Consider the following 13841-nt stretch of genomic DNA (forward strand, 5'->3'; position numbering starts at 1 on the left):
AAAGATAAATACGATTTGTCTTGAGAATAAAGATCAGGTTTAAAGCATAAATAACTGAAAAATAACGACTATCTTTACTTTTACGATAATGCGGTTTTTGGACAGGCTCATCGCGAGGCTTCTTTCAAAAAAGACAACGTCATCGTATGACTCGTTGCCGCCCACCGCACAACCCTGCAAGATGACGGGCGCCACCTCACTGCCCGGAGGACCTCCCGCCCATGTCTTCACCCAGCCGTATCCCGACCTACGTCATGCAGCAACGCAGCGAATTGACCGATTTCTACATTCGCGACAAAAAGGGTCGGCGCGCCGAAACCGCGCCTCACCGGCATGAGTATTTTCAAATCCAGATCAACCTCGGTGGCGACACCGTGCAGCACATCGGCAGCGTCCAGCGGCCGTTCCCGCGCAACACTCTGGCGTTCATCCTGCCTCATCGGGTGCATGTGATTCCGCATCCCGCAGACAGCAATTTCATCGTCATCAATTTTTCCCAGACGTTCCTCTTGCCGCATCTACAGTGCGACCCGATGGATCTGGAAGAGGTGTCAATCCTGCTCGCGCCTGAACTGTCGCCGTTCCGCTTTCAGGAGCATCTGGATTTCATTTTGGGCGATGAGGATTTCGCTCAGGTCTGCGGCCTGATCGAGCAGATGCGCAGCCTTGATGAGAACCGTCAGTTCGGCACACGGGAAATGCTCAAGGGCTTGTTGCTGCAGATGATCGGCAGCGTGTGTTTTCTTTACGCCGAGCCGCTCAAGCGCCTGGCGGAAGAGAATGCCGCCGAGAACAGCCGTCGCGACGCCTTGAGCCGCATGTTCGAATACTTGCGCAAGAACATCGCCGATCCTGATCTCAACCTGATCAAAGTCGCCGCTGCGACCTATCTGTCACCGACTTACCTGACGCACTGGCTGCGCAAGGAGATCGGCAAGACGTTCACCGAGCTGGTGCTGGAGCGGCGCATGCACGCGGCGCGCAATTTCCTGCTCAACAGCACGCGCTCGGTGGGCGAGGTCGCGCGGCTGTGTGGATTTGCTGATGAGGCCTATTTCTCTCGACGTTTTCGCCAGATTCATGGCCAGCCACCGGGGCAGTTTCGTCGCCGCCAGCTCAACCCGGACACGCCGCAGACGCCACTGAATATTTAGAGCAGCGCTCAGACCCACTTGAAGCGGGCAGGGAAGCGCGCCACGAAACAGGTGCCTGCCTCGCTGTCGGACGTCACGGTCAAGGTGCCGTTGTGCGCATTGGCAATTTGCCCGGCAATGTACAAGCCCAGCCCCAGCCCTTCATTGCGCTGACCGGCTTCGGAACGTGAGAACGGTTCAAACAGCAGCGGCATCAGCGCGGGTGGAATCGGCGCGCCCTGGTTGGTCAGCGAAATCACCATCTCGTCGCCCTCGGCAAACGCCTTGAGCACGATCGGTTCGGCCGTAGAACCGTGGGTCACCGCGTTGCCCAGCAGATTCGACAACAACTGACTGATCCGCAGCGGGTCGCAATAGACCCCGGTCGGTACCTCAAGCGAATCAATAAACGTCGCCTGCGGGTACGCCACCTGGATTTCTTCCAGGGTCTGGCGCAGCGTTTGCTGCAAGTCATCGACCAGTTTGCGCTGCACCGGGATGCCACTGCCGAGCCGACCCCGGGCGAAGTCGAGGATGTTTTCGATCAGCACGCCCATGCGCACCGAACTGGTACGGATCGCCGATAGCAGCGTGCGCGAGCGCTTGTCTTCGGCTTTGCTTTGCAGCAGATCGGCGCTCATGCGAATGGCACTGAGTGGCGTGCGCAAGTCATGGCCCAGTACGGCGATGAACTGCTCGCGCAGGCGGCCCAATTCGTTGGCATCGGCCAGCGCGGTTTTGGTCGCGTGCAAATGGCCCTGGGTATCCAGGCTCATCGCAATCAGCTGGGCGAAGAGGGTGAGGGTCTTTTCGATGGCCGGGTCGTCGAGGTTCGCCGGAACCGAATCAATGGCGCAGAGTGTGCCGAAAAACTCGCCATCGGCCTTGATGATGGGAATGGAAATGTAGCTTTCCAGACCGTAGGTTTTCGGCGTGTGGTGCGTGGAGAACAGCGGGTGCTGGCTGGCATGGCCGAAGATCACCGGCTGATGGTGCTGACGGATTTCATGGCAAATCGTCGATTCCAGCACCAGCTCGCCGCTTGGCAACAGGCCGAAGTCAATCGAATCATCCACGGCGCAGGCGATCCACTTGCTCTCGGTAACCCGCGCTACGGCGGCGAAGCGCATGCCGGTCATGTGCTTGACCATGCTCAGGATCACCGGCACGGCGTCAATGCTGCCGATGGCTTCGAGGTCGGAGGAGAAATCTGTCTGGGGCATGGCCGGCGCTTCGCGAAAGTGTCGCCAGAGACTATCGGTAAACGCCGGACATGCCTAATGAACCTGCAAAAAAGGGCGCCGGGAAAACTCCCGGCGCTCTGTGTGGTGCTTGCTGAGCGCTATCGCCTCAGAACTTGTACTTGGCCGTCATCATGTAGCTGCGCGGGGTGCCGTAGTTATCGGTCGAGCCCCAGGTCACGTCGGTACCGATGGAGGAATAGTACTTGCGGTCAAAGATGTTGTTGGCGTTGACCTGCAGGTCGAGGTGCTTGTTGACCTCGTAACCGGCCATCAGGTCGGTGACCGCGTAGCCGCCCTGTTCTAGACGATAGCTGCCGCCATTGGCCAGAGCGATGTCGTTGTACATGCGGCTCTGCCAGTAGACGTTGCCGCCCACGCGCAGTTTTTCCAGCGGGCCTTTGAAACGATACACGGTGGAGACCTTGAACAGGTGCTCGGGCATGTCGGTGTCGAATTTCTGGTTATTGTTGGCCGGGTTTTCGTCCTTGATGTAGTGGGCGCGGGTGTAGGTGTAGCCGGCGCCGACTTGCCATTGCTCGGTCAGCGCACCTTGCAGTTCCATGTCCACGCCTTGGGCGCGAACCTTGCCGGAGGTTTCGTAGCAGGTCAGTTCCGGGCAGCCGAGCTGGGTCGCCGCCTGGGTGGCGCGGTTGGTCTGGTCCATCTGGAACACCGCCACGCTGCCGTTCAGCGCGCCGTCGAAATATTCGCCCTTGATTCCGACTTCGTAGTTTTCACCGACGATCGGCTCGAGCACTTTGCCGCCGAGGTCCTTCTGGGTTTGCGGGGTGAAGATATCGGTGTAGCTGGCGTAGACCGAGTGATGGTCATCGAGTTTGTAGATCAGGCCGGCGTAACGGGTCAGGTTGCGCGTGACCTTGAAGTCACCGTCGGCACTGCGATCGTCGTAGTCATACCAGTCCAGGCGGCTGCCGAGGATCAACGTCAGCGGGTCGGCCAGGCTCAAGCGCGTGGTCAGGTAAACCGCGTCCTGGGTGGTGACGTTACGCGACTTGCCACTGCGCACGAAGTCAGGCTTGGGCGCGGCGATCGGCAGACCGGTGTCGTAGGGCGAGTATTCCTTGGTGGTGGCGTCGTACACGCGGTTGCTGGCGCCGACCACCAGTTCGTGAGTGCGGCCGAACGCTTCGAACGGGCCGCTGGCGAAACCGTCGAAGGCGCGTTGCTTGTCGGTGTGGTGCGATTGGTAGGCGGTGGTTTCCAGCGGGCCGTCGTAACGCGACAGGTACGTGCCGGAGAATTCGCCTTCGGTTGTCGAAGTCGAGCCGCCGAGGTGCAGTTTCCAGTCATTGGCGAAACGGTGTTCGACTTCACCGAACACGGTGTCGACCTGCAGCTTGCGGTTTTCCCAATCGGTGCCCGGGTAGGTGGAGCGGGGCAGGTCGAGGTGGTGGCCGTTTTCGCCGATCGGCAGGCCGCCCCAGAAATAGTTGGTCTGATCGTTCTGCCGGGAGAAACCGAGGGTCGCGGTGGTGCTGTCACTCAGGTCGGCTTCACCGATGGCGTAGAACAGGCCGTGATCGTTTTCTTCCTTGTCGCGGAAACTGTCCGCGCCCTGATACGACGTCACTACCCGGCCACGCAGGGTGCCGCTTTCGTTCAGCGGGCTGGAGGCATCGACTTCGCCACGGTAGTCATCCCAGCTGCCGGCGGCGCCGGTGAGGGTTACGCGCTGATCAGCGGTTGGACGCTTGCGCACCATGTTGATCGCCGCCGACGGGTTGCCGGCACCGGTGACCAGGCCGGTTGCGCCACGGACGATTTCCACCCGGTCGAACATCGCCAGGTTCGGTTGCACCGCCAGGGTGTACGGCGAATACGAGCTGGGCAGGCCGTCGTACATGATGTTGTCGATGTCGAAACCGCGCGCCTTGTAAGTCTGCCGGCCCGGGCCGCTGGCCTCGCTGAGGAACAGCCCCGGCGTGCCGCGCACCACGTCGTTGACGCTGGTCATGTTCTGGTCGTCCATGCGCTGACGGGTGATCACCGTCACCGCCTGCGGCGTTTCGCGCATGGTCAGCGACAGCTTGGTCGCGGTCTGCATCGGGCCGGTGGTGTAGGACTGCGTGTCTTCGGTAGTGCTGCTCATCTGCGTAGCGCCGATTTCGGTCGCTTGCAGTTCCAGCGGGCCATTGGTGGGCGCAGTGGCTGCGGTTTCTTCAGCCAACGCAGGAGCGATGCTGGCCATGCCGATGGCGAGTGCGAGGAGGTTAGGTGAAAGGTTCGAGCGGCGGTGAATGGTGTGAAACGACATCTATCTGCTTCCCCAAGATTTACCCAAACGAAACTAATGCGAGTGAATGTAAGAATTATTCGCATTAGTATGTCGGAAGTTTCCGGGGGAATAAACCCGTACGAGTCAGTTAGTTAATGATTTTTTCACAATTGGATTGATGGCCTTCGGACGCAAATGTGGGAGCGAGCCTGCTCGCGAAGGCGGTGTGTCATTCAACAGATGCGTTGTCTGATACGACGCTTTCGCGAGCAGGCTCGCTCCCACAGGGTTATGCGGTTTTTGCTATCAGTCCAGATCCTTCGCCTCATGCCGCTCCGGCACCTGACTGTCTTCATCACCCCAGGTGCGATTCACTCGCTGCCCACGGATGACCGCTGGCCGCTTGGCGATTTCTTCCGCCCAGCGCTGCACATGGATGTACTCGTGCGCGGCGAGAAATTCCGCCGCCGAGTAAACGTTGTTGCGCACCAGTTGCCCGTACCAGGGCCACACGGCAATGTCGGCGATGGTGTAATCGTCGCCGGCCAGATAGGCGTTGTCGGCGAGACGGCGGTTGAGCACATCCAGCTGCCGTTTGGCTTCCATGGTGAAGCGGTTGATCGGATATTCGAGCTTCTCCGGCGCATACGCGTAGAAGTGCCCGAAACCGCCGCCCAGGTACGGCGCCGAGCCCATTTGCCAGAACAGCCAGTTGAGGGTTTCGGTACGACCGGCCGGATCCTTGGGCAGCAAGGCGCCGAACTTTTCCGCGAGATACAGCAGGATCGAACCGGACTCGAACACCCGGATCGGCGGCTCGAGGCTGTGATCCAGCAGCGCCGGGATTTTCGAGTTCGGGTTGACCTCGACAAAACCGCTGGAGAACTGATCGCCCTCGCCAATGCGGATCAGCCACGCATCGTATTCGGCCTCGCTGTGCCCGAGTGCGAGCAACTCTTCGAGCATGATGGTGACCTTGACGCCGTTGGGCGTGGCCAGCGAATACAGCTGCAACGGATGCTTGCCGACCGGCAGTTCCTTGTCGTGGGTCGGCCCGGCGATCGGCCGGTTGATGCTGGCGAAGTGGCCGCCGGACGGGGCTTCGTGTTTCCAGACCTTGGGCGGAACGTAAGACGCATTGCTCATGAAACGGACCTCGTCGATGCTGGGAGAGAACAGGTAGACACCGTAGGGAAAATTTCCGGCGGGTGCCAGCGGTGAGTGCGGTTATTCATATTGAATGATGTAAACCGATCTGCCGCCTTCGCGAGCAGGCTCGCTCCCACAGGGTATGTATTGGACAGAGAAACAGGGTTCACCCGTATTCATTGTGGGAGCGAGCCTGCTCGCGAAGCGTCGGCAGGGTCGCCGCGCCTAATGGCTCCAATACCGCCCAACCGCACCCTCGACTCCCTGCACCGGATCTGTCTCAGGAAACGCCAGCCCCGCAATCCGCGCCAACTGCGCATCACTCGGCGCGGCCCGGCAAATATCCGCCTGCTGCCCCGGCGGATAAGCACCCACCACGAGAAAATCCTCACTCGATCCCAGATTGCAGTGCCCGGTTCCGGCAGGCAGCAACAGCACATCCCCGGAGCTGACGTCGACGGCTTGCCCGTCAGGCCCGCCCAACATCAACCGCGCCTGACCGGCCGCCACGCCAAGCACTTCGTGGCCTTCAGTGTGGTAGTGGTGATAGTCATAAATGCCATAGCGCCACTGCGCCGGCCAGCCATTGGCGCCGAAGGTCTGCTCGAAGCGCGCGGCCGGATCGTCGCCCTCGACGGCCACCGCGCTGCGGTAGATCAGCACCGGCAGACGCGGATTGTTCGGCACCCAGTCATTGCGTTGCAGCAGCAGGGTTTGTACTTCAGTCATGGCCCATCCTCCTTCGATCATTCCTCAATCGACCACAGAGCAGGGCGCACGCCTCAAAAAATCATTGCTGCGCAAACACGGCGCCGATGTTGATGCCCGGAAAATCCAGCGAAACTTCATCGCGCACCGGGCTGTCCAGACCCTTACATGTCCATGCAGCGGTAAATGGCGAGGGTCAAGATGACGATGACAGTAGGTGATTTTCTGGTTGAGCGGCTCAGCGAATGGGGCGTGACGCGGATTTTTGGCTATCCAGGGGATGGCATCAACGGCGTGTTCGGCGCCATGAGCCGGACCAAAGGCAAGATCGAATTCGTTCAGGCACGGCACGAGGAAATGGCTGCGTTCATGGCCTCGGCCCACGCCAAGTTCACTGGCGAGCTGGGCGTCTGCATCGCCACCTCCGGTCCCGGCGCTTCGCACCTGATCACCGGCCTCTACGATGCGCGCATGGACCACATGCCGGTGCTGGCCATTGTCGGTCAGCAGGCGCGGACGGCGCTGGGCAGTCACTACCAGCAGGAGCTAGATCTGGTGTCGATGTTCAAGGATGTCGCCGGTGCGTTTGTGCAGCAGGCTTCGGCGCCGTCGCAAGTGCGCCATCTGCTTGATCGTGCGGTGCGCACTGCGGTCGGCGAGCGCCGCGTCACCGCGCTGATTCTGCCCAATGACTTGCAGGACCTGCCTTACGAACAACCGGCGCGCGCCCATGGCACCGCGCATTCTGGCGTCGGTTACAGCAAACCGAAAGTCGTTCCTTATGCCGCCGATCTGCAACGCGCCGCCGAGGTGCTGAACAGCGGCGAGAAAGTCGCGATTCTGGTCGGTGCCGGTGCGCTGGAGGCGACCGATCTGGTCATCGCCGTGGCAGAAAAACTCGGTGCCGGTGTCGCTAAAGCCTTGCTTGGCAAAGCGGCACTCCCCGATGACTTGCAGTGGGTGACCGGCAGCATCGGCCTGCTTGGCACCGAGCCCAGCTACAAGCTGATGAGCGAATGCGACACCTTGCTGATGATCGGTTCGGGCTTCCCGTATTCCGAGTTTCTGCCCAAGGAAGGCCAGGCGCGCGGGGTTCAAATCGATCTGCAGCCGGACATGCTCAGCCTCCGCTATCCGATGGAGGTCAATCTGGTCGGCGATTCAGCGGAAACCCTTGCCGCGTTGCTGCCCTTGCTGGAACAGAAAACCTCGAACAAGTGGCGCAAGAAGATCGAAGGCTGGCGCAGCAGTTGGGAGAAAACCCTGGAAAAACGCGCCATGGCCAAAGCCGATCCAGTCAACCCGCAACGAGTGGTCTACGAGTTGTCACCGCGCTTGCCTGAGCAGGCAATCATCACTAGCGATTCCGGCTCCTGCGCCAACTGGTTCGCCCGTGACCTGAAAATCCGTCGCGGCATGAAATGCTCGTTGTCCGGTGGTCTGGCCTCGATGGGCGCGGCGGTGCCCTATGCGATCGCGGCGAAATTTGCTTACCCGGAACGCCCGGTCATTGCCCTGGTCGGCGATGGCGCGATGCAGATGAACAACATGGCCGAGCTGATCACTGTCGCCAAATACTGGCGACAATGGCAGAGCCCGAAATGGATCTGCGCGGTGTTCAACAACGAGGATCTCAACCAGGTCACCTGGGAGCAGCGGGTGATGGAGGGCGATCCGAAGTTCGAAGCGTCGCAGAGCATCCCGGACGTGCCGTATCACCTGTTCGCGATTTCCATCGGTCTGAAGGGCATTTTCGTTGATCGTGAAGAAGAGGTCGCCGCTGCGTGGGAACAGGCACTCGCCTCGGAAGTGCCGGTGCTGATCGAGTTCAAGACCGACCCGAACGTGCCGCCGCTGCCACCGCACATCAAGCTTGAGCAAGCGAAGAAATTCGCCACGACCCTGCTCAAGGGCGATCCGGACGAAGCCGGGGTGATTGTGCAGACCGCCAAGCAGGTGTTGGGCGCCGTGTTGCCCGGGAAGAAATGACGGTGTGCGCTTGAACGAGTCAACCATCTACATCGGTTGCGCCGGCTGGAGTCTCGGGCGCGAGCACTGGCCGGCATTCCCCGCCGAGGGCACGCACCTGCAACGCTACGCCGCGCGCTTCAACTGTGTGGAGATCAACAGCTCGTTCTACCGCCCGCATCGGCGCCAGACCTACGAGCGCTGGGCCGACTCGGTGGCGCCGGACTTTCGCTTCGCCGTGAAAGTGCCGAAGCTCATCACCCATGAACAGCGGCTGGCGGACAGCGCGGCCGCGCTCGATGAGTTTCTCGGACAGTGCCAGGGCTTGGGTGATCGACTCGGTTGCCTGCTGGTGCAACTGCCACCGAAACTGGCGTTTGAGGCGCCGGTCGCCGAGGCGTTTTTTCGTGCCCTGCGCGAGCGGTTCAAAGGCAGTGTGGTGCTGGAACCGCGACACGAATCGTGGACTGGCGCTGAGGCGATGCTGGTCGATCTGCAAATCGCCCAAGCGGTGGTCGATCCCTCGCGGATCAGCAGCGACACCGCGCCGGCTGGCTGGCAAGCCTTGCAGTATTGGCGCCTGCACGGCTCGCCACGGATTTATCACAGCGCTTATGAAGCGGCTTATCTGCAACAGCTTGCCCGGAACCTGCTGCGTGCCAGTGCCGAGGGCAAACACATCTGGTGCATCTTCGACAATACCGCCAGCGGTGCCGCCACCGCCGATGCGCTGGCTTTGAAGGCGTTGATCGAAGGCGTTGAACGCTGAACGACGACGCTCTCGCCACCCACACAAAAGATCCGGCTACAGGTAAACTCCGCGCACTTTTTCAAGGAGTTCACATGAGTTACTACCAGCCGGGCATTCTCGCTACCCCTGTTCCTGCGCAAGCACGTCATCTGTTTTTCGCCCTGGCGTCGGTTGAAGCCTTGCCGCAAGCGATCGACAACCTGCTGATGCTGGTGGATGGCAAGTCGGCGGTGGTTGGCTTTGGTGAGTCGTTGACCAAGGCGCTGAATGTCGAAATCGCTGGCCTGCGCAGCTTCCCGGCGCTGACCGGAGTTGGCGTGAATAACCCGTCGACCCAGCATGCCCTGTGGATCTGGTTGCACGGTGTCGACCGTGGTGAACTGCTCAACCGCTGCAATGCTATCGAAGCCGCGCTGGCCCCGGCCTTGTGTCTGGTCGAGATGCAGGAAGCCTTCCGCCACATGGACGGCCATGACCTCACCGGTTACGAAGACGGCACGGAAAACCCCCACGATGACGCCGCTGTGGCTGCCGCGCTGCTGAGCTCCGGCGCTGACGGGCTGGTCGGCGGCAGCTTCGCCGCGATCCAGCAATGGCAGCACGATCTCAAGGGTTTTCATCGCCTGTCTGCCGGCGCCAAGGACGACATCATGGGGCGTCGCTTGAGCGATAACGAAGAAATCGACGACGCGCCGATCTCCGCCCACGTTAAACGCACCGCGCAGGAAAGCTTCGCGCCGGAAGCGTTCGTGGTGCGCCGTTCGATGCCGTGGATCGAAGGCGATCGTGCCGGTTTGATGTTCCTTGCTTTCGGTTTCTCCCTCGATGCCTTCGAAGCGCAGCTGCGGCGTATGAGCGGTCTGGAGGACGGTATTGCCGATGGCTTGTATCAGATCAGCCGACCAATCACCGGCGGCTACTACTGGTGCCCGCCGCTCAAGGACGGACGCCTTGATCTGCGCGCGTTGCGCATCGGCTGAGGACTGCATATGAACGTGGTGCGCTGGGGCATGATCGGTTGCGGTAGCGTCGCTGAACGCAAGAGCGGGCCGGCCTTCTACAAGGCGCCCGGTTCGGCGCTGGTTGCGGTGATGGGCCGACGCCTCGAAGCGGTGACCGACTACGCTGCGCGCCACGGCATTAGTCGCGTCTACACCGATGTCGATGCGCTGATCAACGATCCCGAAGTCGACGCGGTGTACATCGCCACACCGCCCGACAGCCACCACGCCTACAGCCTTAAAGTCGCCGCCGCCGGCAAGCATTGCTGCGTGGAAAAGCCCATGGCGCTCAACGCCGGGCAAAGCCGCGAGATGCAGCAAGCGTTTGCCGCTGCCGGTCTGCACTTGTTCGTCTCGTATTACCGCCGCTCGCTGCCGCGCTTCGCTCAGGTGCGGCAATGGCTGGAGGAGGGGCGCATCGGTGATGTCCGGCATCTGAGCTGGACGCTGACCAAAGCGCCGTCGCCGGCTGATCTTGAGGGTCGGGATAATTGGCGCACCGACCCTGCGGTGGCTGGCGGCGGCTACTTTGCCGACCTGGCCAGCCATGGCTTGGACCTGTTTCAGTATCTGCTTGGCGACATCGTTGAAGTCGCCGGTTTCACCGCGCGTCAGGCGGGTCTGTACGCCGCCGAAGATGCGGTCAGCGCCACGTGGCGATTCGCCTCCGGGGCGTTGGGCACGGGCTGCTGGAACTTTGTTGCGGATCGCCGTGAGGATCGCGTCGAGATTATCGGCAGCAAAGGGCGGATCGGTTTTTCGGTGTTTGACGAGCATCCGGTGCAGCTGTTTGCCGATGAGCAGATCAGCCTGGAAATCGCCCACCATGAGCATATCCAGTGGCATCACGTGCTGGGGATGAATGCGCATATTCGTGGTGATTCACAGCATCCCGCCGTGGCCGAGCAAGCCGTCAAGACCGATTGGGTAATGGACCGGATCCTCAAACGCTGAATAGCTTACGATCCCCGGTGGGAGCGAGCCTGCTCGCGAAAGCATTCTGTCAGTCAGTATCTTGGGTGACTGACACACCGCTTTCGCGAGCAGGCTCGCTCCCACAGGTTTTGCCGGCGCAACACGCATCTAAGGTTATGCCCAAACAATATTTCTCAACCTCGGCATCACATCTCTAACATCACGTCATAACTCGTTATGACAAGTGATTCCGTGATGACCGATAACGTTCTCTCCCTCAGTAGCGTTCCGCTGCACACCCAACTGCGCGACGTCCTGCGTGCGCGGATTCTCGACGGTGAATACCCGCAAGACAGTCAGATGCCTTCCGAAAGCGAACTCGGTGCGCTGTTCAAAGTCAGCCGCATCACCGTGCGCCAGGCCTTGGGCGATCTGCAGAAAGAAGGGCTGATCTTCAAGATCCATGGCAAGGGCACCTTTGTCGCCAAGCCGAAAACCTTTCAGAACGTCAGCAGCCTGCAAGGCCTCGCCGAGTCGATGACCGGGCGCGGCTACGAGGTGATCAACCGCCTGCGCAGTTTCAAATTCATTCCGGCCGACAAGCGTGTGGCCGAGCGTCTGCAGGTGGCCGAAGGTGAGATCGTCGCGCAGATCAAACGCGTGCGCCTGATCAACCGGGAGCCGATCTCGTTGGAAATCACCTACCTGCCCAAAGCCGTCGGCGAGCGGCTGGAGAAGGCCGATCTGGTCACCCGCGACATCTTTCTGATTCTGGAAAACGACTGCGGCATCGCCCTCGGCCACGCCGATCTGGCCATCGATGCGGTGCTGGCCGACAGCGACCTGACCCAGGCACTCAGCGTCGAAGCGGGCTCGCCGATCATGCGCATCGAGCGCCTGACCCACGATGCCCACGGCCAGCCGCTGGACTTCGAACACCTTTATTACCGTGGCGATGCGTTCCAGTACCGCCTGCGGATCGACCGGCAAAAAGGGGAGCAGGCATGACCCGCAACGTTCTAGAACAGGAATACGACATCGTCGTGATTGGCGGCGGTACGGCCGGGCCGATGGCGGCGATCAAGGCCAAAGAGAAGAACCGCGATTTGCGCGTGTTGCTGGTCGACAAGGCCAACGTCAAGCGCAGCGGCGCGATCAGCATGGGCATGGACGGCCTGAACAACGCGATCATCCCCGGCCACTCGACGCCGGAGCAGTACACCAAGGAAATCACCATCGCCAACGACGGCATCGTCAATCAGGCGGCGGTCTACGCCTATGCGACGCACAGTTTTGAAACCATCGAACAACTCGACCGCTGGGGCGTTAAGTTCGAGAAAGACGAGACCGGTGACTACGCGGTAAAAAAGGTCCACCACATGGGCGCCTATGTGCTGCCGATGCCGGAAGGGCACGACATCAAGAAAGTCCTGTATCGGCAGTTGAAACGTGCGCGGGTGAGCATCACCAATCGCCTGGTCTGCACGCGTTTGTTGACCGACGAGGAGGGCGCGGTCAACGGTGTGATGGGCTTCGATTGCCGCACCGCCGACTTCCATGTGATCAAGGCGAAAGCGGTGATTCTCGCCTGCGGCGCGGCCGGGCGCCTCGGCCTGCCATCGTCTGGCTACCTGATGGGCACCTACGAAAACCCGACCAATGCGGGCGACGGCTACGCGATGGCCTATCACGCCGGCGCCGAACTGGCCAATCTCGAGTGCTTCCAGATCAACCCGTTGATCAAGGATTACAACGGCCCGGCTTGCGCCTACGTCACCGGCCCGCTGGGGGGCTACACCGCCAACAACAAGGGCGAACGCTTCATCGAGTGCGACTACTGGAGCGGACAGATGATGTGGGAGTTCCATCAGGAACTGGAGAGCGGCAACGGTCCGGTGTTCCTCAAACTCGATCACCTGGCCGAGGAAACCATCCAGAACATCGAGGAAATCCTGCACAGCAACGAGCGTCCGAGCCGTGGCCAGTTCCACGCCAATCGCGGCACTGACTACCGTACGCAGATGGTCGAAATGCACATTTCGGAAATCGGTTTTTGCAGCGGCCACTCGGCGTCCGGCGTGTGGGTCAACGAGCGTGCCGAGACTTCAGTCAAAGGCTTGTACTCGGCCGGCGACATGGCTGCGGTGCCGCACAATTACATGCTTGGCGCGTTCACTTACGGCTGGTTCGCCGGGCACAACGCCGCAGACTTTGTCGCCGGCCGCGAGTTTTCCGCACTGGACAGCGAGCAGATCGCCAAGGAAAAAGCCCGGGTCTACGCGCCGCTCGACCGCGAACACGGCCTGCCACCGGCGCAGGTGGAATACAAGCTGCGCCGCTTCGTCAACGACTACCTGCAACCGCCGAAAGTGACCAAGAAGATGCAGATCGGCCTGCAGCGTTTCAGCGACATCGAACGCGATCTTGAGCAGATGAAGGCCAGCAATGCTCACGAACTGATGCGAGCGATGGAAACCAGCGTGATCCGCGACTGCGCCGAAATGGCCGCCCGCGCGTCGTTGTTCCGCGCCGAAAGCCGCTGGGGCTTGTACCACTATCGCGTCGATCACCCGCAACGCAACGACGCCGAGTGGTTCTGCCATTGCCATCTGAAGAAGGGCGAGGACGGGCGCATGACCAGTTTCAAGAAAGCCGTCGAGCCTTACATCATCCCGCTCGATGCCGAAGAAATGCAGGCCTATGACCGCCTGCGGGTCGGCGCCTTCGCCGCTTGAT

General features: G+C 60.8%; 11 protein-coding genes. 7 read left to right on the top strand and 4 right to left on the bottom strand.

Annotation, left to right across the window (positions count from 1 at the left end):
- The first annotated feature begins 221 nt into the window (after window positions 1–221).
- Window positions 222–1154, top strand: a complete 933-nt coding sequence (locus AB4N73_RS06435; protein ID WP_150742602.1) for a helix-turn-helix transcriptional regulator — start codon at window positions 222–224, stop codon at window positions 1152–1154.
- Window positions 1155–1162: 8 nt separating this feature from the next.
- Here AB4N73_RS06435 and AB4N73_RS06440 read toward each other — a convergent pair whose 3' ends face one another.
- The 4 genes from AB4N73_RS06440 to AB4N73_RS06455 form a co-directional block, all read right to left on the bottom strand.
- A complete protein-coding gene (locus AB4N73_RS06440; protein WP_460143094.1) occupies window positions 1163–2356 on the bottom strand; it encodes a GAF domain-containing sensor histidine kinase in 1194 nt (397 codons plus the stop codon).
- A 127-nt stretch (window positions 2357–2483) separates the two neighbouring features.
- Complete coding sequence (locus AB4N73_RS06445) at window positions 2484–4652, bottom strand: TonB-dependent siderophore receptor (RefSeq protein WP_460143095.1); 2169 nt, start codon at window positions 4650–4652, stop codon at window positions 2484–2486.
- Between the two features lie 267 nt (window positions 4653–4919).
- Window positions 4920–5759 carry a glutathione-dependent disulfide-bond oxidoreductase gene (gene yghU, locus AB4N73_RS06450; RefSeq protein ID WP_460143096.1) on the bottom strand — a complete coding sequence of 280 codons (840 nt, stop codon included), beginning with the start codon at window positions 5757–5759 and terminating at the stop codon, window positions 4920–4922.
- 228 nt (window positions 5760–5987) lie between these two features.
- Window positions 5988–6491, bottom strand: coding sequence for a cupin (locus tag AB4N73_RS06455; protein ID WP_460143097.1), 504 nt, complete (start codon window positions 6489–6491; stop codon window positions 5988–5990).
- 180 nt (window positions 6492–6671) lie between these two features.
- Here AB4N73_RS06455 and AB4N73_RS06460 point away from each other — a divergent pair, with 180 nt between their 5' ends.
- From AB4N73_RS06460 to AB4N73_RS06485, 6 genes are all read left to right on the top strand, one after another.
- Complete coding sequence (locus tag AB4N73_RS06460; RefSeq protein WP_056785147.1) at window positions 6672–8459, top strand: thiamine pyrophosphate-requiring protein; 1788 nt, start codon at window positions 6672–6674, stop codon at window positions 8457–8459.
- Window positions 8460–8469: 10 nt separating this feature from the next.
- Window positions 8470–9207, top strand: coding sequence for a DUF72 domain-containing protein (locus tag AB4N73_RS06465; RefSeq protein ID WP_460143098.1), 738 nt, complete (start codon window positions 8470–8472; stop codon window positions 9205–9207).
- 74 nt (window positions 9208–9281) lie between these two features.
- Window positions 9282–10169: a Dyp-type peroxidase gene (locus tag AB4N73_RS06470; protein ID WP_460143099.1), complete on the top strand. Its 888-nt coding sequence runs from the start codon at window positions 9282–9284 to the stop codon at window positions 10167–10169.
- 9 nt (window positions 10170–10178) lie between these two features.
- Entirely contained in the window at window positions 10179–11144 is a 966-nt protein-coding gene (locus AB4N73_RS06475) for a Gfo/Idh/MocA family protein (protein WP_460143100.1), read from the top strand.
- A 216-nt stretch (window positions 11145–11360) separates the two neighbouring features.
- On the top strand, window positions 11361–12113 hold the full coding sequence (locus tag AB4N73_RS06480) for a GntR family transcriptional regulator (protein ID WP_236169017.1): 753 nt from the start codon (window positions 11361–11363) through the stop codon (window positions 12111–12113).
- Window positions 12110–13840, top strand: coding sequence for a fumarate reductase/succinate dehydrogenase flavoprotein subunit (locus AB4N73_RS06485; RefSeq protein WP_460095506.1), 1731 nt, complete (start codon window positions 12110–12112; stop codon window positions 13838–13840). Before AB4N73_RS06480 ends, AB4N73_RS06485 begins: the two co-directional genes overlap by 4 nt.
- Window position 13841: the final 1 nt, after the last annotated feature.

The sequence above is a fragment of the Pseudomonas sp. S3_B08 genome (genome assembly GCF_054667725.1).